At 48.5% G+C, this 20,817-nt stretch carries 21 protein-coding genes; 15 read left to right on the top strand and 6 right to left on the bottom strand.

Going from position 1 to position 20,817, the window contains the following annotated elements; translation table 11 throughout:
* Positions 1-26 precede the first annotated feature (26 nt).
* From CHL76_RS04965 to CHL76_RS04955, 3 genes are read right to left on the bottom strand one after another with little or no spacing between them, the layout of a single operon-like run.
* On the bottom strand, positions 27-548 hold the full coding sequence (locus CHL76_RS04965; RefSeq protein ID WP_143745455.1) for a YtxH domain-containing protein: 522 nt from the start codon (positions 546-548) through the stop codon (positions 27-29).
* A gap of 14 nt (positions 549-562) precedes the next feature.
* Positions 563-1,648 (bottom strand): 3-phosphoserine/phosphohydroxythreonine transaminase, encoded by a 1,086-nt coding sequence (gene serC / locus CHL76_RS04960; RefSeq protein ID WP_094908010.1) that lies wholly within the window; start codon positions 1,646-1,648, stop codon positions 563-565.
* A gap of 35 nt (positions 1,649-1,683) precedes the next feature.
* The gene (locus CHL76_RS04955) at positions 1,684-2,112 is read right to left on the bottom strand and encodes an HIT family protein (protein WP_079476928.1); all 429 of its coding nucleotides are present in this window, start codon (positions 2,110-2,112) and stop codon (positions 1,684-1,686) included.
* A gap of 176 nt (positions 2,113-2,288) precedes the next feature.
* Here CHL76_RS04955 and CHL76_RS04950 point away from each other — a divergent pair, with 176 nt between their 5' ends.
* A complete protein-coding gene (locus CHL76_RS04950; protein ID WP_094908009.1) occupies positions 2,289-3,035 on the top strand; it encodes an ABC transporter ATP-binding protein in 747 nt (248 codons plus the stop codon).
* Positions 3,032-4,243, top strand: coding sequence for an ABC transporter permease (locus CHL76_RS04945; RefSeq protein ID WP_094908008.1), 1,212 nt, complete (start codon positions 3,032-3,034; stop codon positions 4,241-4,243). Before CHL76_RS04950 ends, CHL76_RS04945 begins: the two co-directional genes overlap by 4 nt.
* Positions 4,244-4,287: 44 nt before the next feature.
* Here the strand turns inward: CHL76_RS04945 and CHL76_RS04940 are convergent, their stop codons facing one another.
* Positions 4,288-5,424 (bottom strand): M20 family metallopeptidase, encoded by a 1,137-nt coding sequence (locus tag CHL76_RS04940; protein WP_094908033.1) that lies wholly within the window; start codon positions 5,422-5,424, stop codon positions 4,288-4,290.
* 252 nt (positions 5,425-5,676) lie between these two features.
* On the opposite strand from CHL76_RS04940, the gene liaF reads away from it, so the two are divergent.
* The 4 genes from liaF to hemH all read left to right on the top strand — a co-directional run bounded on the left by liaF (position 5,677) and on the right by hemH (position 10,840).
* Positions 5,677-6,468 carry a cell wall-active antibiotics response protein LiaF gene (gene liaF, locus CHL76_RS04935; RefSeq protein WP_143747439.1) on the top strand — a complete coding sequence of 264 codons (792 nt, stop codon included), beginning with the start codon at positions 5,677-5,679 and terminating at the stop codon, positions 6,466-6,468.
* Between the two features lie 68 nt (positions 6,469-6,536).
* Entirely contained in the window at positions 6,537-8,693 is a 2,157-nt protein-coding gene (locus CHL76_RS04930; RefSeq protein WP_094908006.1) for a transglycosylase domain-containing protein, read from the top strand.
* Positions 8,694-8,858: 165 nt separating this feature from the next.
* Entirely contained in the window at positions 8,859-9,911 is a 1,053-nt protein-coding gene (gene hemE, locus CHL76_RS04925) for a uroporphyrinogen decarboxylase (protein WP_079476923.1), read from the top strand.
* A complete protein-coding gene (hemH, locus tag CHL76_RS04920) occupies positions 9,908-10,840 on the top strand; it encodes a ferrochelatase (RefSeq protein WP_094908005.1) in 933 nt (310 codons plus the stop codon). Before hemE ends, hemH begins: the two co-directional genes overlap by 4 nt.
* Positions 10,841-10,887: 47 nt before the next feature.
* On the opposite strand, the gene CHL76_RS04915 is transcribed toward hemH, so the two are convergent.
* Positions 10,888-11,841 carry an agmatinase family protein gene (locus CHL76_RS04915; protein WP_094908004.1) on the bottom strand — a complete coding sequence of 318 codons (954 nt, stop codon included), beginning with the start codon at positions 11,839-11,841 and terminating at the stop codon, positions 10,888-10,890.
* 179 nt (positions 11,842-12,020) lie between these two features.
* Here CHL76_RS04915 and CHL76_RS04910 point away from each other — a divergent pair, with 179 nt between their 5' ends.
* From CHL76_RS04910 to pheA, 4 genes are all read left to right on the top strand, one after another.
* Entirely contained in the window at positions 12,021-12,428 is a 408-nt protein-coding gene (locus CHL76_RS04910; RefSeq protein ID WP_094908003.1) for a Spo0B domain-containing protein, read from the top strand.
* 158 nt (positions 12,429-12,586) lie between these two features.
* A complete protein-coding gene (obgE, locus tag CHL76_RS04905; protein WP_094908002.1) occupies positions 12,587-13,876 on the top strand; it encodes a GTPase ObgE in 1,290 nt (429 codons plus the stop codon).
* A gap of 55 nt (positions 13,877-13,931) precedes the next feature.
* Positions 13,932-14,372 (top strand): ACT domain-containing protein, encoded by a 441-nt coding sequence (locus CHL76_RS04900; RefSeq protein ID WP_269845155.1) that lies wholly within the window; start codon positions 13,932-13,934, stop codon positions 14,370-14,372.
* A gap of 28 nt (positions 14,373-14,400) precedes the next feature.
* Positions 14,401-15,291 carry a prephenate dehydratase gene (pheA, locus tag CHL76_RS04895; RefSeq protein ID WP_094908001.1) on the top strand — a complete coding sequence of 297 codons (891 nt, stop codon included), beginning with the start codon at positions 14,401-14,403 and terminating at the stop codon, positions 15,289-15,291.
* Here the strand turns inward: pheA and CHL76_RS04890 are convergent.
* A complete protein-coding gene (locus tag CHL76_RS04890) occupies positions 15,288-15,845 on the bottom strand; it encodes a transcription repressor NadR (RefSeq protein ID WP_094908000.1) in 558 nt (185 codons plus the stop codon). The two genes, pheA and CHL76_RS04890, sit on opposite strands and share 4 nt — an antisense overlap.
* Before the next feature lie 124 nt (positions 15,846-15,969).
* On the opposite strand from CHL76_RS04890, the gene CHL76_RS04885 reads away from it, so the two are divergent.
* From CHL76_RS04885 to tgt, 5 genes are all read left to right on the top strand, one after another.
* The gene (locus tag CHL76_RS04885; protein WP_079476915.1) at positions 15,970-16,728 is read left to right on the top strand and encodes a YebC/PmpR family DNA-binding transcriptional regulator; all 759 of its coding nucleotides are present in this window, start codon (positions 15,970-15,972) and stop codon (positions 16,726-16,728) included.
* A gap of 140 nt (positions 16,729-16,868) precedes the next feature.
* Positions 16,869-17,477 (top strand): Holliday junction branch migration protein RuvA, encoded by a 609-nt coding sequence (ruvA, locus tag CHL76_RS04880; RefSeq protein ID WP_079476914.1) that lies wholly within the window; start codon positions 16,869-16,871, stop codon positions 17,475-17,477.
* 24 nt (positions 17,478-17,501) lie between these two features.
* The gene (ruvB, locus tag CHL76_RS04875) at positions 17,502-18,509 is read left to right on the top strand and encodes a Holliday junction branch migration DNA helicase RuvB (RefSeq protein ID WP_079476913.1); all 1,008 of its coding nucleotides are present in this window, start codon (positions 17,502-17,504) and stop codon (positions 18,507-18,509) included.
* A gap of 116 nt (positions 18,510-18,625) precedes the next feature.
* On the top strand, positions 18,626-19,669 hold the full coding sequence (gene queA / locus CHL76_RS04870; RefSeq protein WP_079476912.1) for a tRNA preQ1(34) S-adenosylmethionine ribosyltransferase-isomerase QueA: 1,044 nt from the start codon (positions 18,626-18,628) through the stop codon (positions 19,667-19,669).
* Complete coding sequence (tgt, locus tag CHL76_RS04865; protein WP_079476911.1) at positions 19,666-20,805, top strand: tRNA guanosine(34) transglycosylase Tgt; 1,140 nt, start codon at positions 19,666-19,668, stop codon at positions 20,803-20,805. The genes queA and tgt overlap by 4 nt, the downstream gene beginning before the upstream one ends.
* Positions 20,806-20,817 lie beyond the last annotated feature (12 nt).

The following is a 20,817-nucleotide window of genomic DNA, read 5'->3' as shown; positions in this document are numbered from 1 at the left end:
TCTCTTATAAGCTGGGTCATCAGTGACTAGGAACGCCGGGTTTCTTTTTTGATCTGCTTATTCAATTGAGAAATGGACTCAGAAATGTCTTTCACTTGTTCCTGAATGGAGGCCACTTCAGGTTCAACTTCCTGCTTGTATCGTTTATAGGTTTTTTTCATTTCTTTGGTCAGTACATCAAAGGCCTGAAAACCTTCTGTAGCAGCATATTGCCAGTCTTCCATCGCTGATTTGTTTGTTGAAGATTTCAAGCCGGCGCGAGTCCATTCCGATTTTTTTATGGAATGGCGTACGGCAGGGCCAGAAGCAGGCGTGGTAAAAAGTATAATTAAACTGCTAGCTATCGACCCCGTGAACATACCGGCAAAAAGAGATTTCAAATCCATCCGCCTCATTCCTTCCTTGAAATACATTTTTAATATATTATTCTTTAATAGTAGTATAGGCGAATTCAGGAAAAAAATAAAGAATTTCAAACAGTTTCTGGAGTCTGGAAAGAAGGCGCGTCTATAAATTTTTATTTTATAAAAATAATCAGCGGTATTCACCGCTGATTAAAAGCCTATTGATTCTGTTTTTGGAAGTTAAGCATAAAGTCCTGTAGAGCCTGGCAGCTTTTTTTGGATACAGCGTTATAAATGGAGGCCCGGCAGCCGCCCACAGATCGGTGGCCGTTTAACCCAACAAAGCCGGCCTGGCTGGCTTCAGTTAAAAACTGCTTGTTCAGTTCTTCCGTAGGAAGATTAAATGTCACATTCATGGAAGAACGGCTGTCCGTTTCGGCATGGCCGCGGTAAAACCCGCCGCTGCTGTCAATAGCGTCATACAGAAGAGCAGCTTTTTCTTTGTTTCGCTGCTGCATGCCAAAGACGCCTCCGCGTTCTTCAACCCATCCGAGCACTTCATTCAGAAGGTAAACAGCAAATGTCGGAGGAGTGTGGAAAAGCGAATTTTTTTCCGCATGAGTGTCGTAGCGAAGAAGCGTCGGGGTGTGGCCGGGAGCCTGGCTGACCCAGTCTTTTTTGACGATAACGACGGTAACGCCGGACGGGCCAAGGTTTTTTTGTGCCCCAGCGTAAATGGCTCCAAACGAAGAAACCGGTACAGGACGGCTTAAAATATCGCTCGACATATCGGCAACTACTGGGGAAAGCCAGTTATAATCAAGCTCCTGCCACTGCGTGCCAAAGATGGTGTTGTTTGTGGTGATGTGCACGTATTTGTCCCGGCTGTCGAGCTGCAGGGTATCGATATCAGGAATGTGGGTGTAGTTCTGATCTTTGGCAGAAGCACCGATCCGGGTCTGGCCGATCATCTCTGCTTCCTTTAACGCTTTTTCTGACCAGGAGCCGGTTAAAATGTAATTTGCTGTTTCTCCATCACGGAGCACATTCATCGGAAGCATTGAAAACTGCAGGCTTGCTCCGCCCTGCAGAAACAGTACCTCGTAATCCTCAGGGATATCGAGCAGGCTCCGGAGCCTCTCCTGCGCCTGATTATGCACTGCTTCATAATCAGCACTCCGGTGGCTGAGCTCCATAACGCTCATACCTGTATTATTGAAATCAAGCATTTCTTTTTGTGCTTTTTCTAAAACTTCGTCCGGCAGGGCAGCCGGTCCCGCATTAAAATTATATGCACGTGACATATGATCTCTCCTTTTAGCCATCCATATTTATTTTTCTATAAACGATCGGCAATCCCTTTGGCCATATCGGCTAAATCAGCGCTTGTATATTGGTCGTTATTATCCGTGAACGTAAAAGAAAACCCATCGTTCTCCGTATAACGCGGAATAAAATGAAGATGATAGTGGAAAACGGACTGCGATGCCACGCTGTTATTGTTGTTTAAAAGGTTCATGCCTGCCGGTTGAAAGGCATCTTTTATAGCATTTGCAATCTCAGGGGCTTTTTTGAAAAGAGCCGCCGCAGTTTCAGGGTGGAGTTCATAAATATTCTCCTGGTGATCCTTTGGTATTAAGAGGGTATGTCCTTTCGTCGTCTGTCCCAAATCCATGAAAGCCAGAAGTTCTTCATCTTCGTAAACGACAGAAGCGGGGATGTCTCCGGCTGCTATCTTGCAGAAAATGCAGTCGTCATTATGTGCCATAGTGTTATTCTCCTTTCTAAGCATGAATATATCTACTATCCTATTATACGTAGTAACAGTTTAGAGTTAAATGGAAACGTAAGAAGAAATGAATTTCATGCAAAAATATACAAAACCCGGGGAAACTGTGTAGAATATAAAAAGACTGTATTTTACTTAGCTGAAGGAGCGTTTGTATGACAGCATTACTTAATATCGATCATATTACCGGCGGATACAACATTCATAAGCCGGTGCTCCATGACCTGGAATTTGATGTCGGCGCCGGGGAAATTGTCGGCTTGATCGGGTTAAACGGAGCCGGGAAAAGTACAACAATCAAGCATGTTCTCGGGCTGATGGAACCCGCAGAAGGCGGAATTTATATTAATAGTAAAACTATCCATGAAGATGCAGAAGCGTACCGGAAACAGCTGGCATACATTCCCGAATCGCCTATATTATATGAGGAAATGACGCTTTGGGAGCACCTGCGCCTTACGGCTATGGCTTACGGAGTGCCGGAGGGAACATGGGAAGAGCGCAGTGAGAAGCTCATGGAGACCTATCAGATGACCCGGCGGAAAAATTGGTTTCCCAACCATTTTTCCAAGGGGATGCGGCAAAAGGTGATGATTATGTGCGCCTTCTTGGTAGAGCCGAAGCTGTATGTCGTCGATGAGCCGTTTGTCGGGCTCGATCCGGTAGCCATAAAATCCCTGCTCGATATGATGGTGGAAATGAAAGACAATGGAGCAGGAATTCTAATGTCTACGCATATTCTGGCTACTGCAGAGCGCTACTGTGACCGCTTTGTGCTGCTGCACGAAGGTCGTGTCGCCCTGAAAGGAACCATGAAGGAAATCCAGGAGCAGGCAGGAATGCCCGGGGCGAACCTTGATGATTTATATATCGAAGTGACTAAAGGAGAAATTACGTCATGACTGGGCAGTGGTGGAATGAGCGGGCAGGATCGTTTTGGGGGAAAGCCGGCCGCTACCTGCGTTTAATCGGAAACAGCGGATTTATGTTTGCCCTGTATATTCTGCTTTTTGCCGGGGCGGTATTTTATCCAGCTTTTTTGGACTGGCTCCCACAGTCTTCCTGGATAGTCATTGGTCTTTGGCTGATATTTTCTGTATTAACGCTCCGCAGCCCGGTCCGGCCATTTGTACAGTCGGGGGACCTTGTGTTTTTGCTTCCGCTCGAAAAGCGGATGGCCCCATTCTTTAAAAAATCTCTTCGCTACTCAGCAGCGCTGCAGGGAGTGGAGGTGCTGGCTGTATATGTTGTTTTAGGGCCGGTTATTCAGGAGCGTACTGCTGCCGGGGGAGCTGGCTATTTCTTCATGCTTCTGCTTTTACTCGTAATAACCTTTGTAACGACATTTATAAAGTGGGAAGAATGGAAATGGCACGATCATACTCATCGTTACATATCCACTGCAGCCCGGTGGGGGTGGCCGGCTCTCTTAATGCTTGCCGCCTGGTGGGGGAACATTTATCTGGCTGGCGTTGGCCTCGTGGGGTTGGCAGGGCACTGGCAGCTGGTAAAGAGACGCTCTGCTTCTATGCTGCTGCGCTGGGAAGTGCTTCTTGAAGCGGAGAATCACCAACTGGCTAAATTTTACCGTTTTGTTCAGTCGTTTGCAGAGGTCCCACATGTCGAAGTGAAAATTAAACGCCGGCGTTGGCTGGCCTCGCTTGTGGACAAATTAACCCATAAGCAGGAAAATACGTATTTGTATCTGTACGGCAAGGCTTTTGTTCGTTCGGGAGAATACGCAGGTATGTTTATCCGTCTGCTTGTGGTCTGCGGACTGGTCATGTACGCTTTTGCTCCGGAATGGATGCGCCTTGGGATTGGCGGATTGTTTCTTTATATGACCGCTGTGCAGCTTCAGGCTTTGAAAAGCCATTATGCTACTATTGACTGGCCGGACCTTTATCCTGTCCCGGCCGCTTGGAAAGAGGGGGCATTCATCACGTTTACGAGAGCGCTTTTGGCGGTCCAGGGAACAGGGATTGTCCTGCTTCATGTATGGATTGGACAATCGCTCCTCGGGACAGCAGCACTTATTTTATGTGTAGCGCTGCTTCTTCTATATTATCCCCGGTGGGTTACCCGGAGAAAGCAAAAAGAGATGGTATAAATGACGACAGGCCCCCTTTCTAGTAACAGAAAGGGGGCCTGCGATTATGAAGAAGCGCCGGGGTATTCCAAAACAGCTCTTCCGATGACCTGGGCTGCGGTGAGCATAGCGCGTTCATCAATATCGAATTTTGAATGATGGTGCGGATACGTTGTTTCCCAGTCCGGATGACCGGCTCCTGTGAAGAAATAAGTGCCTTTCACATGCTGGAGGTAATGCGCGTAATCCTCTCCGGCCATTGATGGGCTCATATACTCTGTATTCTGTACTGATTCCGTTTTTTTAGCACATTCAGCAATAAACCGGGCTTCCTGATGGTGGTTGTCGACCGGCGGATAGCCGCGAAGGTATTCATAGTCAGCTTCAGCTCCGGCAGCTTCGCAAATGCCATGGACGATTTTTCCGATTTCTTCTTCGAACACATCCCGCACGTTTTCATCAAAGCAGCGGGTGGTGCCGGTAAGCTTCGCGCTGTCGGCAATCACGTTAAAGGCGTTGACAGCTTCGAAGGAGCCGACGGAAAGGACTCCTGAATGAAGTGGATCGAGACGGCGACTGACAATCTGCTGCAGACTGGTGACCACCTGGGAGCCGAGCACGATAGCATCTTTGGTGAGGTGCGGCTGGGCCCCGTGTCCGCCCTTGCCGCGAATCGTAATATGAAAGCGGTCTGAAGCGGCCATCATCGGCCCTTCGCAGTACTGCACAGTGCCATAGGGAACCGTCGCCCATAGATGAGTGCCAAAAATGACGTCCACTCCTTCCAGGCAGCCGTCCCGGATCATTTCAATCGCACCGCCGGGAGCGTATTCTTCCGCGTGCTGGTGAATGAAAACGATGGTACCGCTCAGGTTGTGTTTTTCTTCTTGAAGGGCTTTGGCCAGCACAAGCAGATAGGCAGTGTGGCCGTCATGGCCGCAGGCATGCATAATCCCGTCAACTTTCGAAGCGAAAGGAAGGCCCGTGTTTTCCTGAATGGGCAGAGCGTCAAAATCAGCCCGGAGAGCAATGACGGGACCAGGATTTTCACCGCGGAGAACGGCGGTGACACCGCGCCCGCCTACATCAGTACGGACGTCATGTCCCAGCTGCCGGTGATAATCGGCTATGTAGGCAGGCGTATGCTCTTCCTCAAAAGAAAGCTCGGGGTACTGGTGCAGATACCTGCGAATCTCCACCATTTCGGGGTAAAGCTCTTCTAATCTGGTAAATAAATTGCTCACAGAAGTTCACATCCTTTAATGAAACGTAATAAGCATAGGGAAAATAATTATGTCTCGGTACAGGAGTAGCGTATAATAGACAAGTAAGCTGTATAGTATTTTCTAATCATACATGATCCCATCAGGAAAATAAAATAAGCAAATTTGGAACGGCCAGGCAGTCTGCTGCGTATATTTATAAAATCAATCAAAGAAGGGCGGAAAGAAAGCATGAGCCAAAGAATCGGTTTTGTAGGACTGGGTATTATCATTGCCGGTGTAAGTATCGTGTCTTCCCAGCTCGGTTTTGACGCGAGTCTATTCATCTGGCCAATCATTGCATTAAGCCTTGCTTGCTTTTTTGTTTCCCAGCGGAACTACTGGCTTGGTGCTATGTTTGTCGGCCTCGCCCTTTTGCATGTGTCCAATCGGGCGGACGTACCTTTTATATTCACTGCAGTGATCACTATCCTTTTTCTGGCGGGCCTTATCTTATTTTATTTCTGGTGGAATAACTCCCGCAGGGAAATAGATATCGATAAAGACCTGGACACTTCCGCGGAAAGAAATAAAAGCAGAAAAAGGTCTTCCACTAAAGAGGAGGTGCGCCGGGCCGGAGAGGAGCGGGCGTTTCCGGAGCACCGGCGTTTTCTGGCAGGACAGTGCGTGTATATAAAAAAACCTTTCAGGATGAGTGAAGCTTCTGTCCAATACGGAGCGGGCGAAGTAATCGTTGATTTTTCGAAAGCCAAAACAGAAGAAGAAACGGTTCCTGTAAAGATCAGCGGGATGATCGGAAGTATTAAGCTTTTTGTTCCTGAAAACTGGGATGTGAACATTGACGCCAAAACGCTTGTGGGCGAAACAAAAGTGCTTGGTTATAAGGAAGAAGGCATCAAGTCAGCTATGAAAGTTGAGCACAGGGCGAAAAAACAGGCCGGGATAACGCTCAATATCCATGCAGAGCTTGTCATCGGAAGCATCCAGGTTAAGTACGCAAAACAACCTGCTGTTTCAATGTAACTTAACGCAATGCCTGCCGACTAAAGCAGGGTGGAACATTTGTGTAAAAAGCGAGGGTGGCAGAGTTCATGAATAAACGAAAATGGGGAAAACGGCTGTTAATAGCAGCGGCCGTTTTTCTTCTGGTGTTTGGTATATACTTATCCTCTGTCGTAATCGGCGCTGCTGCGATCAGTGAAAAGCAGCTGACCATGAATGAAACAACAACCATTGTCGATGACAATGGCGAAAAGCTGGCTGAGCTTTATTCAGAGGACAGGGAAGTTATAGAAGAAGAACAAATACCGGACCATGTAAAAGAAGCATTTATATCCATTGAAGACATTAGATTTTATGATCATCAGGGTATTGACCCGAGGGCAATCGCGCGCGCGCTGTACCGGGATATTTTAGCTGGCGGCATCGTAGAGGGCGGAAGTACAATTACCCAGCAGCTGGCGAAAAACGCCTTTCTTTCGAGCGACCAGACGTTTTTACGTAAAACGAAGGAAGTGCTGATTGCTATGGGTCTTGAGAAGAAGTTTTCCAAAGATGAAGTAATGGGCTACTATTTAAACCAAATTTACTTCGGGCACGGGGCGTATGGAATCCAGTCTGCATCGCAGCAGTATTTTGGTAAGGACGCTTCCGAATTAAATGTCGAAGAAGGCGCCATGCTTGCGGCTATGGTAAAGGGGCCGAGCAACTATTCACCGGTGGATGAGCCCGAGGAGGCCAAAGAACGCAGAGATACCGTTATTGCTATAATGGAACGCGAAGGGTACATATCAGAAGAAGAAAAAGCAGCAGCAACTTCTGCGTCCCTTCCTTCCGGGCTCCAGGAGCAGCAGACGCATCCGGAATACTATACGTATGTGGATATGCTCATGAAAGAAGCCCAGGAAAAATACAACATTGAGCCGGAAGAAATTTACAAAGGCGGTTACACGATACAGGTGCCGATGAATGAGGATATGCAAAAAGCCTCCTATTCTCTTATGCAGCAGGAAGCGTATTATCCGGACGGCTCAGAGGATGCAGAGAGTGCCTTTTTTATGATGGATCACAGTACCGGCGGAGTGGTGGCAGTGCAGGGCGGGCGTGATTACGAACGCCAGGGTATGAACCGGGCTGAGGTACAGCGGCAGCCGGGTTCCGCGTTTAAACCACTTGCCGTGTACGGGCCGGCGCTCGAATCGGGCGATTATGAGCCATATTCAGTGCTCAAGGATGAACAATTAGACTATGACGGTTATTCACCTAAAAATAACAGCGGCGAATACCAGGGCGAAGTAACAATGAATGAAGCACTGGAGCAGTCCATCAACACGTCAGCGGTGTGGCTGTACGACAAGCTTGACCGCAGCGCCACGAATAATTTTTTACAGGATACAGGCATTGAGCCTCAGGGGGAAGGACTGGCGACAGCGCTTGGCGGTCTGGAAAACGGCGTCACCCCTGCGCAGTTAACCGAAGCGTACACCACCTTTTCAAATAACGGGACAAAAACTGAGCCGTACTTTATTACAAACATCAAAGACCGAAACGGAAACATTATTGCAGAAAACGAAACCAAAGAGAAGGAAGTGATGGACCCGCAGAATGCGTGGTACATGACCCGTATGCTTGAAAATGTAGTAGAAAACGGCACAGCTTCAGCCGGAAATACATCTTATGATTTAGCGGGCAAAACAGGAACGACCTCGTTTGAAGCAGTCGAAGACGGGGCGAGGGATGCTTGGTTCGCCGGCTATACACCGCAGTGGACCGGCACGCTCTGGATGGGTTACGATCAGACGACTGAGGACAATTATTTAACCGGGGGGAGTGCCCATGCGGTGGAGCTGTTCAAATCTATTTTAAATGAAACACCTGCTGGGGACAGTGCTGTAGAGTTTGAAAAGCCGGAGGGCGTAAGGGATCTTGAAGAGCCTGTGGAGCTTCCGGAGATCGATTCGCTCGAAGGTGATTTAACATTCGCCGGAGACGGCTTCTTAAATGTCGAGCTTACATGGGAAGCGTCTGAAGACGACCGCGTCAATTACACGATTTACGAAGTAACAGGCGGGGAACGTGAAGAAATTGACCAGGTTCGGGGACAGGGAAGCTATACGATTCAAAATGCAAACCCGTTTAATTTACGGGAGTATGTGGTCATACCTTCCTATGAGCCTACAAACCAGAAAGGAAACGAGTCAAATACGGCTGAAGTCCAGGCCCGTTCTATTTTTGGGATAGGAGGATGACAGCTACAGGGCAGCCTTGAAGGGCTGCCTTCGTCTGTTCATGAATTTTTTATGAATGTTGGTGAAATACACTATACATGACAGGAACAATCAAGTTATGGTAAAAACAGAAAAGGTGATTGTGCGAACTTGAGTGGTGAGCAGGCAGAGAGGAAGTGCCAAAAAATGAAAGAGACTATATACAATAATACTTTTTTAGAAGCAGCAGGAGGAAACTATACTGGCCACGTGCCGGTATGGTACATGCGGCAGGCGGGCAGGTCCCAGCCGGAATACCGTAAATTGAAAGAGCAGTATTCGTTGGTGGAGATTACCCATGACCCCGAGCTGTGTGCGTACGTAACCCGGCTGCCGGTGGAACAGTACCAAAACGATGCGGCAATTTTATATAAAGACATTATGACCCCGCTGCCGTCTATCGGCGTAGATGTGGAAATAAAGCCGGGAGTCGGCCCGGTGATTGACCGTCCGATCGAAACACTGGCCGATGTACAGAAGCTTGGTGCGCTTGAGCCTGAAAAGGATATTGACTATGTACTTGAAACTATCCGTTTGTTGCGCGAGCAGCTGAATGTGCCGTTGATCAGCTTCAGCGGGGCTCCTTTTACCCTAGCGAGTTACATGATTGAAGGCGGCCCGTCGAAAAATTACCACCGGACGAAAAGCTTTATGTACTCCCAGCCGGATGCCTGGTTTGCTTTAATGGATACGCTCGGCGATATGGTTATCCGGTACGCTGGTGCCCAAATACAGGCCGGTGCCCAGGCGATTCAAATTTTCGACTCCTGGGTCGGGGCGCTGAATGCTCCGGATTACCGCCAGTATGTGAAGCCTGTCATGAGCAGGATATTTGCGGCTCTGGAAGAAAAGAATGTGCCGGTTTCTATGTTTGGCGTCGGAGCCGGCCATCTGCTCGAAGATTGGAACGATCTGCCCCTTTCCATTATTGGACTGGACTGGCGGACCTCCATTCTTGAAGCGAGGAACCGGGGGGTTACAAAGACACTTCAGGGCAATCTGGATCCGAGCCTGCTGCTTGCCCCGTGGCCGGAAATAGAGAAAAGAGCGGCTGCCATTATTGATGAGGGCATTCAGCATCCCGGATTTATTTTTAATTTGGGTCACGGTGTATTTCCGGATGTGAAGCCGGAAACGTTGAAACGTTTAACAGCTTTCGTTCATGAATATTCGAAAGAACAATTGGAGGGAAGACGATGAAAAAGAAAACCGGCCTTTTGGTTATGGCTTACGGAACTCCGAGAAGCCTTGACGAAGTGGAAAGCTATTATACCCATATCCGTCGCGGAAATAAGCCTTCCGAAGAAGCGTTGGAGGACCTTGTTTCCCGATATAAAGCAATCGGAGGTGTTTCGCCGCTTGCAAAAATCACGGAGGACCAGGCTTACGGTTTGGGCGAAGTGATGAATGAACGCCATCCTGATCGTGAATTTCATGTATATATCGGTTTAAAGCATATCGATCCATTTATCGAAGATGCTGTCGCTGAGATGAAAAAGGATGGTATCGAAGAGGCATACAGCATTGTATTGGCGCCGCATTTTTCAACCTTCAGCGTGAAGTCCTATAACGGGCGAGCCCAGGAAGAATCTTTCCGTATCAATGGTCCGGCGATTCACAGCGTAGAAAGCTGGTATGACCAGCCGAAGTTTCTGCATTACTGGGCGGAGCGGGTACGTACACTGCTTGACGGACTCGATGAAGAAAAAACATGTGTAATTTTTTCTGCCCACAGTCTTCCAGAGAAAATTATTGCGAAAGGTGACCCGTATCCGGAGCAGCTGAAAGAAACAGCTCAATGGATCGCGGAGCGGGCGAATGTCAAGCACTATGATATTGGCTGGCAAAGTGAGGGGAACACCCCGGATCCGTGGCTCGGACCGGATGTGCAGGACTTGACGAAGGATCTGCATCATCAATACGGCTACGAGTCGTTTGTCTACTGCCCGGTTGGGTTTGTGGCCGATCATCTCGAAGTGCTGTTTGATAACGATGTTGAGTGTAAAGACGCTTGTGATAGTGTGGGAGCGGCGTACTACCGGCCGGAAATGCCAAACAGCCAGCGTGAATTTTTAGAGGCGCTTGGCGATGCGATTGATTCGTTAGTAGAACAAAAAGTTTCTTCATAATTTAAAAAGGCACCCTTTCGTCAGCGAAAGGGTGCCTTTTATATACTCTAAGCTTTTCCTTCCTTTTTTAATCTGCCGGCAAGCACATAAAGTATAGCCAACGTGACAAAATGGGAGGAGAAATCATTTTGATCCTGCTGCGGATAGACTTCAACGAAATCCATGCCACAAACACCGTAACTACCGAATTCGTGAATGAGAGTGAGCAGCTGTTCGGGATGGAGCCCGTTAGCATCTGCCGGGCCTCCCGGGTTATAGGCATAATCTAAAATATCGCTGCAGATACTTAAATACACTTCATCGGTCCCATCAGCGGCGATATCATAAACTTCCTTAGCAAATGCTTTTAAATCAGGAGCGCTCCGGATTTTATCAATGGTAATCGTAACGGCTCCTGCCTCTTTGGCGGATCTGCCGTTAACGGCTTTATTACGTGGGCCGTGAATGCCGAGATGCACAAGACTTTCATTTCTCACCTGCTCATATTCATACATACGGGCGAACGGGGAGCCGCGCCCAAATTCGTCTCCCATCGATTCATCGTTATTATCAAAATGGGCGTCGATATGGATGATACCAATTTTCTTACCAGTAGTTTCACCAAGAGCCCGTACCACCGGGTAAGTGATGCCGTGATCACCTCCAAGGCCAACCGGAAAAGTGCCGGAAGCCCATAAAGACGAAGCGAATGATTGAATCGTTTCCATAGTGGCAGGTACGTCAGCTGGAATAGTGGAAACGTCACCGGCATCTGCGAGACTGTAGTGACTTAGTACGTCAATATCGTCAAGCTCCGGCAGGTAGCCGCTGTAACGTTCGGAGCACTGGCGGATTACCTTCGGGCCAAGCTCGCATCCTGTATACGCTCCCCAGGTAACAGCTCCCTCCCACGGCACTCCGTAAATAGTAGCGTGATAGTTTGCTGCCTGCGCCAAATCCTTTGCTACCGAAGAAGCATGAAGGAAGGTCGGTGTATTTCCGTAAATGAGCGGTCGATTCATATGTCAGCACCCTCTCTGTGTATGGTTTCTAATATATAGGGAGTGAAGAAGTGTACATGCCCGGATACGTTTACCCCGTGACATGTGATACAATAAAGTGTACCATATGTGAGTAGTTTTGCGTTCGAAGCAGAGGGACAAAACGATACAGGGGCAACGTGGAAAGGCGGGGAGCTCAGATGAACGCTGAAGAAAAATTGGAGATATTGAAGCATTCCCGTCACGACTGGATGAATGTCCTTCAGCTGCTGAAAACACATGCTGCGCTTGGCAAAATAGAGGAGCTTCAAAGAGTGATCGAAAAGACGACGTTTAAAGCCTCCCATGAAGCCAAGCTGTCAAATGTACAGGCTCCGGCGTTTGCTTTGGAGCTGATCACGTTTCACTGGGAAGAGCACTGGTTTTCCATCGATTTTGAAGTGGAGGATGCATTCAGTGCCCGGCCGGATGATCAAATTTGGACTCGTTTTTTTCAAGGTTTGGCATCATGCATTGATGAGCAGGCCGAGCGCACGCGAGATAACCACCTCGAAATTTCCATCAACCAGAATGACGGGGGGGGTTCCGTGTCTGGAACTGGATTTTGAAGGAGAATTAAAGAGCCCGAAGAGGCTTGAGCAATGGATACGAAAAGAGTCCGTAATGATAGATATGATTGAGTATATAGAAGTAAGTAAAGAACACCTATATTGCGTCATTGTCGATCAAGCAGGCGGTCAGAAAGAATACTAATGAGGTGAATGAGTTGTTTGTAGATCACGTAAATTTATATGTAAAAGGCGGCGATGGCGGAGATGGCATGGTCGCCTTTCGTCGGGAAAAGTATGTTCCGGACGGCGGGCCCGCCGGAGGCGACGGAGGCAGAGGCGCGGATGTAGTTTTTGAGGTGGACGAAGGACTCAGAACATTGATGGACTTTCGGTATCAGCGCCACTTTAAAGCAAAGCGCGGAGATAACGGCCGATCCAAGAACCAGCACGGTAGAGGCGGAGAAGACTTAATCGTCCGTGTGCCGCCGGGCACCATCATCCGCGACCGCAACTCCGAGGTCATGATCGCGGATTTAACAGAGCATAAACAGCGGGTAGTAGTGGCAAAAGGCGGCCGTGGCGGTCGTGGAAACACCCGATTTGCTTCGCCTTCCAACCCTGCTCCGGAGATCAGTGAAAAGGGCGAGCCCGCGGAAGAAAAAGACATTCAGCTGGAGCTGAAGGTACTGGCAGATGTTGGTCTTGTCGGTTTCCCAAGTGTTGGAAAATCCACGCTTTTGTCCATTGTCTCAGCGGCTCGGCCAAAGATTGCTGACTACCCCTTTACCACGCTAAAGCCGAACCTTGGAGTGGTGGACGCCGGGCAAGGAAAAAGCTTCGTAATGGCAGATCTTCCGGGACTTATTGCCGGAGCTCATGAAGGCGTTGGGCTTGGAGCCCAATTTTTGCGGCATATTGAACGGACGCGGGTGCTTGTGCATATTGTGGATATGGCTGGCGAGCTTGAAGGCCGGGACCCGTTTGAGGATTTTCAGCAAATTAATGCGGAGCTGCGGGAGCACAACCTTCGGCTGCTTGAACGCCCAATGGTAGTAATGGCTAATAAAATGGATATGCCAGGTACAGACCAACAGCTTGAAGAGTTTAAAAAGAAGCTCCCGGAAGGCATTGAAGTTTTTCCAGTATCCACGCTTAGAAAGCAGGGTATTCAACCGCTTCTGCAAAGAGTCGCGGACCTGGTGGAAACGACTCCTGCGTTTCATTTATACGACGAAGAGGATCAGGAAGAAAAAGTGGTGTACACGCTCGATGAAAAAGAAGCTCCGTTTTATATCGGCCGTGCCGACGACGGTGCTTATGTATTGTACGGGCCGGACATCGAAAAGCACTATAGGATGGCGGACCTCTCCCACGAAGATTCGATGCAGCGCTTTTCGAGAAAAATGCGCAACATGGGCGTCGACGAAGCGCTGCGCGAACGCGGTGCTAAGCACGGAGATACAGTAAGATTATTAGATTTTGAGTTTGAATTTGTTGATGGATAACCAGCCAGTATAAATCAGAGTATAAAAGAGTGTGGTGAAAGCAGTGGCAGACAGAATTGATCATTTCTACCTTGTACGGGAAGATCTGTTGACAGATGCAATGCAAAAAACGTTGGAAGCAAAAGCACTGCTCGAAAGCGGGAAAGTGCACAAGGTAGCGGAAGCGGTACAGCATGTGGATCTGAGCCGCAGCGCGTTTTACAAATACCGGGATGCTATTTTCCCGTTCCATACGATGATACAGGAGCAGATTATTACATTATCGATTCAGCTTGCCGATCGTTCCGGTTCCCTTTCGGAACTGCTTCGTATTGTGGCAGAAGCGAATTCGAACGTACTGACCATTAATCAGACGATCCCGCTGCAGGGAAGGGCAAACATTACATTGACTGTCGACACTTCAGCGCTCAGTCTGGAAATCCGTGACTTTGTACGTAAAATTCAAGGGATGGAATTTGTGGAAAAAGCTGAAATAGTGGGATCCGGATCGCTGTAAGGAGTAGAAAGGTAAAGGAGTGGAGAGAGTGAAGCGAGTGGGATATCTTGGTCCGAGAGGAACTTTTACAGAAATGGCGGCCCGGGTGCTTTTTGATGAGCAGCTGCTTGAGCCCTTTGATACAATTGCAGAAGGGATGAAGCGGGCAGAGCAGCAGGAGATAGATCTTGCTGTCGTACCGCTTGAAAACGCAATCGAAGGATCGGTGAATGTGACTCTTGACTATTTAATTCATAAACATGAGCTGCCGATTATTGGAGAAGTAACTGTGCCGATTGAACAGCACCTGCTGGCTCTTCCAGAAAATAAAGAACACTGGGAGCAGGCGGAATTTGTACATTCACACCCGCATGCTATCGCCCAATGCCATGAATTTTTAACCCGGTGGATGCCGGAAACAAAAGCCCAGTTTACGAATTCCACAAGTGCTGCTGCAAAGAAGCTGAGTGAAGGTACGGCCGGAGGCGTGGTAATTGCGACCAGGCTTGCTGCCGAGCAGTATGGCCTGGAGGTTGTAAAGGAAAACATTCATGACTATACGAATAATCATACACGCTTTGTGGTGCTTGCAGGCAGCGATGAGCGAACAGAAAATCTTTCGGATGAAAAGAAAATAACAGAGCGGACGACGATGGTGATCACGCTGCCATCTGACTACCCTGGCGCATTGCATCAGGTGCTGGCAGCTTTTTCATGGCGGAAATTAAATCTGACAAAAATTGAATCCCGGCCAATGAAGACCGGGATTGGAAATTACTTTTTTGTGATGGATGTGGAACAGCCCGAAGATGATGTACTGATCCCCGGAGTCATTGCTGAACTTGAAGCCCTCGGATTCGGCGTACGGGTTCTCGGGCACTATCCGTGCTTTGAACTCTCTTCGACAGAAGCGAAAGTAAATAGCAGGACAACAGGCTAATCGTCTTCATCGATCAGGTAGCCGTGTTTTTGCAAAGCATCAAGCAGAACGTTGAACTGGGCGTGTGAAGAAATTTCAATTGTATGAAGGTGTACCCCGGCGGTCAGTTCTGAGAGCATGGAAGCATTTGTCCTTCTCATATTTTCAATAAAACGGTCCGCGCCGATCCGGCTTTCAATCATTAAGGATGCGGTAATGTCCCCGTAAACGGGGTGCTCAACGGATACGTCGAGAACCTTCCCCCCGTGATCAACGATTAAGTACAGCTCCTGCAGTGTACTATCCGGATCGGAAGGGTGGGAGACGGCGATACGCTCCTGTACCGTTTGGCCTGCTTCATTGTTTTTCATGATAATGTAGCCCTGAGAAGTAGCGAGAATCGGCTGGCCCTGTGCTTTTAGTAATGACATGTCCTGAACGATCACCTGTCTGCTGACGCTGGCCTTTGAGGCAAGAGAGTTCCCGGTCAACGGCCGGGTAGACGTTTCAAGCCATTCGAGCAGCTGTTTGCGCCGGTCCGCTCCAAGCATTTTTTTCGATGAATGATTAGGCATGGTAATACCTCGCTTTGTTGGTTGCTAATATATATCATAGCGGTAATATGTTTTTATTGTAAATTAAAAGTTGCCGCCGGTTCGTTTTGTGCCGGTCGGTAAAGACAGGAAAGGAGAACCGCCAGTGGCAGGACATTCAAAATGGAACAACATTAAACGGCGTAAAGAAGCCCAGGATTCCAAACGAGCAAAAATTTTCACGAAAATGTCGAAGGAAATTTTCGCCGCTGTCCGGGAAGCAGGGGATGACCCGGACCAGAATCTTCGTTTGCGTATGGCGATTACAAAAGCCCGGGCAGCAAACATTCCGAATGAAAATATAACGCGGACGATTAAAAAAGCAAATGGCCAGGATCAAAGTGTTCAATACGAAGAAATGACATACGAAGGATATGGACCCGGCGGGGCAGCTGTAATGGTAAAAGCGTTAACAGATAATAAAAACCGGACTGTGGCCGATATTCGTGCTGCCTTTAATAAAAACGGAGGCAATCTTGGTGAAAACGGCTGCGTGTCTTTTCTTTTCAATAAAGAGGGCTTTCTTGTGGTAGATCGTGAGGATATAGAAACTGATGAAGACACGTTCATGCTTGAAGCGGTGGATGCTGGAGCGAATGATGTGGATTACGATAATCACGGCTTTTACATTTACACCGCGCCTGGCGATTTTGAAGCCGTGAAAGGCGCAATGGAGCGCACGTATCATTTTTCCACGGCTGAAGTTACTATGATCCCGGAGACCAAAGCCCATTTAGAAGACGAGCATGCCAGAAAGATGCTAAGGCTGATTGATACGCTTGAAGATAATGATGATGTGCAGAGTGTATATCACAATTTTGAAGCAGAAGAAGAGCAGATGGAACGCCTGGAAGTTTCCCCGTGACCTTTCACCCTGGTGGTGAAAGGTTTTTGTTGTCCAAGCATATGAGGAACTGCTCCAATAGTTATTTTTCAATCAGCAATATTTTTGCTATGATATAGGAAAACATGTTCGCATTTCAATAAGGCAAGGAGAGGACCGTAGTGATCGAATTCGTAAAGGGACGTGTAGATCATATAAAAGGAGACACCATTACGATTGAAAATAATGGGATCGGCTATTTAATCTATTGCTCCAATCCTTTCGTATTTAACGGCCAGCAGCCGGAGGAAGAGACAGTAGTATATACATATCAGTATGTAAAAGAAGACGTGAACCGCCTGTACGGCTTTCGGTCGCGAAAAGAGCGCGAGTTGTTTGAACAGCTCCTGCAGGTATCAGGGATAGGGCCAAAGGGCGCTCAGGCGATCCTTGCATCCGGAGACCCGGGGCAGGTTGTAGGAGCCATCGAAAACGAAGATGAAACGTTTTTGACCAAGTTTCCCGGTGTCGGGAAAAAAACAGCAAAACAGATGATTATTGACCTGAAAGGAAAACTTACCGGCGTGTATGATGCAGTAACCATAGCGGGAGCGCCGGTCTCTCTGCTTGATGAGCAGCAGCCTGGCGGAGACCTTGAAGAAGCACTTGAAGCCCTGGCGGCTCTTGGCTATGGAGAAAAAGAAATCAAAAAAGTGCGCCCTCACTTGGAAAAAGAAGAGCTGAGTGCAGATGAATATGTGAGAAAAGCACTGCAATGGATGCTTACTTAGCAGAAAACGGAGGAGGAAAAATTCTTGGAAGATAGAATTGTTTCTCAGGAAGCAGAATCGGGAGAAGATTTAGTGGAACAAAGCATCCGGCCGGATAGGTTGCGTGAGTATATCGGCCAGCGGAAGGTAAAAGAAAACTTGGAGGTGTTTATTGAAGCCGCAAAGCTCCGGGAAGAACCGCTTGATCATACGCTGCTTTATGGCCCGCCAGGACTGGGGAAAACAACGCTTGCTATGATTATTGCAAACGAAATGGATGTGAATATACGGACAACCAGCGGCCCCGCCATTGAACGCCCAGGGGACCTGGCAGCGGTCATGACGGCTCTTGAGCCTGGCGACGTTCTTTTTATTGATGAGATCCACCGCCTCCCCCGGGCGGTGGAGGAAGTGCTCTATCCGGCGATGGAGGATTTTTGTATTGATATTGTAATCGGCAAGGACAGCACGGCACGTTCCGTGCGGCTTGACCTTCCTCCCTTCACGCTGATCGGCGCCACTACAAGAGCTGGCCTGCTGTCCGCGCCGCTCAGGGACCGGTTCGGGGTGCATGCGCGCCTGGAATACTACGTGGAAGAGGATCTGGCTGAAATTGTCCGGCGCTCGGGAGATTTATTCCAGCTTGATATTGATAAAGGCGCAGCGTATGAGCTTGCCAGAAGATCACGGGGGACTCCCCGGGTGGTGAATCGGCTGCTGCGCCGGGTGCGGGATTTTGCCCAGGTGCAGGGGGATGGAAGCATTACGATGGAGCTGGCAAATCATGCGCTTGAACGCCTGCAGGTGGATAAACTCGGCCTTGACCATATTGATCATAAATACCTGCTCGGTTTAATTGAAACCTTCAGAGGGGGACCGGCCGGAGTGGAAGCAATAGCAGCAAAAATCGGAGAGGAGGCCCATACGCTTGAAGATGTGTATGAGCCGTACTTGATGCAGATCGGATTTTTGCAGCGGACACCGCGTGGAAGAAAAGCAGCTCCGCTTGCTTACGAGCATTTCGGTTATCCATATCAGGGCGAAAATGAATGAGCCATGTTTAAGAAGCCAGCACTTTGAGGTGCTGGATTTCTTTCGTGCATAAATCAGTAAATTCTTATATAATAGCTTTTGGTTTTACGTGATTGAACGAATAGGAAGGGTTAGCCATGAATATAAATGAATTTGATTTTGAACTGCCGGAGGAACTGATTGCGCAGCAGCCGCTGAAGGAACGGGATCAGTCCCGGCTGCTTGTAATGAATACGGGTGCGCGGACGATTGCCCATGAACGTTTTCATCAAATTGAAGATCATCTTGAAGCCGGCGACTGTTTAGTGCTCAACAACACGAAAGTGTGGCCGGCAAGGCTGATAGGAGAAAAAAAGGAAACCGGTGCCGGAATTGAAGTGCTGCTTCTGCAGCAGGAAGGTGACACTTGGGAGACGCTTGTAAAACCGGCGAAAAGAGTTAAGCCGGGAACCGTAGTCACTTTCGGGGATGGCCGTTTGACCGCAGAATGCACGAAGGTGCTCGAGCATGGGGGCCGCGAGATGGTGTTCACGTATGACGGTATTTTTCTTGAAATTCTTCAGGAGCTCGGTGAAATGCCGCTGCCTCCTTATATTAAAGAAAAAATCGAAGACCAGGACCGGTACCAGACCGTATATGCCGAGCATTACGGCTCCGCTGCGGCTCCTACGGCAGGGCTTCACTTTACGACCGAGCTGCTTGAACGCTTAAAAGCAAAAGGGGTGCAAACGGCGCATTTGACGCTGCATGTCGGCCTCGGAACGTTTCGCCCGGTATCTGCTGAAACGGTAGAGGAGCATGATATGCACGCGGAATTTTATCATCTTCCGCAGGAAACTGCCGAAATTTTAAATGAAACGAAATCGGCGGGCAAACGTATAATTGCAGTGGGGACGACGTCAGCGCGTACGCTCGAAACCGTGGCAGGCAAACAGGAAAATGAATTTATGGAAGCAAGGGGCTGGACGGATATTTTCATTTATCCAGGCTACACGTTCCGGGGAATCGACGCTCTTTTGACAAATTTCCATCTGCCAAAGTCTACACTAGTAATGCTTGTGAGCGCTCTGGCCGGAAAGGAATTTCTTTTCCGGGCCTACGAAGAAGCCATACGCGAGAGGTACCGTTTTTTTAGTTTTGGGGATGCAATGCTTATACACTCGGGAGGAAATAACGAATGACCGCAGTAACATATGAACACATTAAGACATGCCGGCAGTCAGGAGCGCGGCTCGGTAAAGTACACACACCGCACGGGTCATTTGACACTCCTGCTTTTATGCCGGTTGGGACGCTGGCCACTGTAAAAACATTGAGCCCGGAAGAACTGGAATCGATGGGTGCAGGAATGATTTTGAGTAACACGTATCATTTATGGATACGGCCCGGCGAAGATATTGTGGAGGAAGCCGGGGGCCTGCATAAATTCATGAACTGGAACAAACCAATTCTCACCGATTCCGGAGGGTTTCAGGTCTTCAGCCTGAGCAAACTGCGGGATATTAAAGAAGAAGGGGTCCATTTCCGAAACCATATCTCCGGCGCGAAATTATTTCTTTCCCCCGAAAAAGCGATGCAGATTCAAAACTCTCTTGGAGCCGACGTGATGATGGCTTTTGACGAATGTCCGCCTTACCCGGCCGAGGAAGAATACATGAAAGCATCTGTTGAACGTACAACCAGATGGGCCGAACGGTGCCTTGAAGCGCACACGCGTCCAAAAGATCAGGCGCTGTTTGGCATCGTACAGGGCGGAGATTACCAGCATTTGCGTGAAAAATCCGCAAAAGAGTTGATTTCAATGGACTTTCCGGGTTACGCTATAGGCGGATTATCTGTTGGAGAGCCGAAAGAAACGATGAACCGAGTGTTGGAATATACGGCCCCGCTTCTCCCTCAAAACAAACCACGCTATTTGATGGGAGTCGGGTCGGCAGATGCGTTAATTGACGGATCTATCCGCGGGATAGATATGTTTGATTGCGTTCTTCCAACCAGAATCGGTCGAAACGGAACGTGTATGACAAGCAAAGGCAGATTGGTCGTAAGGAACGCTTCAAATGCCAGGGATTTCCGCCCAATAGATGAGGCATGCAGCTGCTATACGTGCCGCAACTACTCGAGGGCCTACATCCGTCATCTGATCAAAAGTGAAGAAACGTTTGGCGTCCGGCTTACTTCGTACCATAACCTGTATTTCTTACTGTCCTTAATGCAGCAAGTACGCGAGGCTATCCAGCAAGATCGTCTGCTCGACTTCAGAGAAACTTTTTTTGAACAATACGGCTTTAACCGTCCGGATGCTAAAAATTTCTAGATCGGGGAAGCT

The organism is Marinococcus halophilus, assembly GCF_002265875.1.
In the GTDB taxonomy this organism is placed as follows: Bacteria; Bacillota; Bacilli; order Bacillales; family Marinococcaceae; genus Marinococcus; species Marinococcus halophilus.
This window is presented reverse-complemented; position numbering and strand designations above follow the sequence as displayed.

Coding starts and splice junctions, on each gene's coding strand:
- serC (WP_094908010.1), bottom strand. CDS start 1,648: ATGTCACGTGCATATAATTTTAATGCGGGACCGGCTGCCCTGCCGGAC.
- CHL76_RS04955 (WP_079476928.1), bottom strand. CDS start 2,112: ATGGCACATAATGACGACTGCATTTTCTGCAAGATAGCAGCCGGAGAC.
- CHL76_RS04950 (WP_094908009.1), top strand. CDS start 2,289: ATGACAGCATTACTTAATATCGATCATATTACCGGCGGATACAACATT.
- CHL76_RS04945 (WP_094908008.1), top strand. CDS start 3,032: ATGACTGGGCAGTGGTGGAATGAGCGGGCAGGATCGTTTTGGGGGAAA.
- CHL76_RS04940 (WP_094908033.1), bottom strand. CDS start 5,424: ATGGTGGAGATTCGCAGGTATCTGCACCAGTACCCCGAGCTTTCTTTT.
- liaF (WP_143747439.1), top strand. CDS start 5,677: ATGAGCCAAAGAATCGGTTTTGTAGGACTGGGTATTATCATTGCCGGT.
- CHL76_RS04930 (WP_094908006.1), top strand. CDS start 6,537: ATGAATAAACGAAAATGGGGAAAACGGCTGTTAATAGCAGCGGCCGTT.
- hemE (WP_079476923.1), top strand. CDS start 8,859: ATGAAAGAGACTATATACAATAATACTTTTTTAGAAGCAGCAGGAGGA.
- hemH (WP_094908005.1), top strand. CDS start 9,908: ATGAAAAAGAAAACCGGCCTTTTGGTTATGGCTTACGGAACTCCGAGA.
- CHL76_RS04915 (WP_094908004.1), bottom strand. CDS start 11,841: ATGAATCGACCGCTCATTTACGGAAATACACCGACCTTCCTTCATGCT.
- CHL76_RS04910 (WP_094908003.1), top strand. CDS start 12,021: ATGAACGCTGAAGAAAAATTGGAGATATTGAAGCATTCCCGTCACGAC.
- CHL76_RS04890 (WP_094908000.1), bottom strand. CDS start 15,845: ATGCCTAATCATTCATCGAAAAAAATGCTTGGAGCGGACCGGCGCAAA.
- queA (WP_079476912.1), top strand. CDS start 18,626: ATGAATATAAATGAATTTGATTTTGAACTGCCGGAGGAACTGATTGCG.
- tgt (WP_079476911.1), top strand. CDS start 19,666: ATGACCGCAGTAACATATGAACACATTAAGACATGCCGGCAGTCAGGA.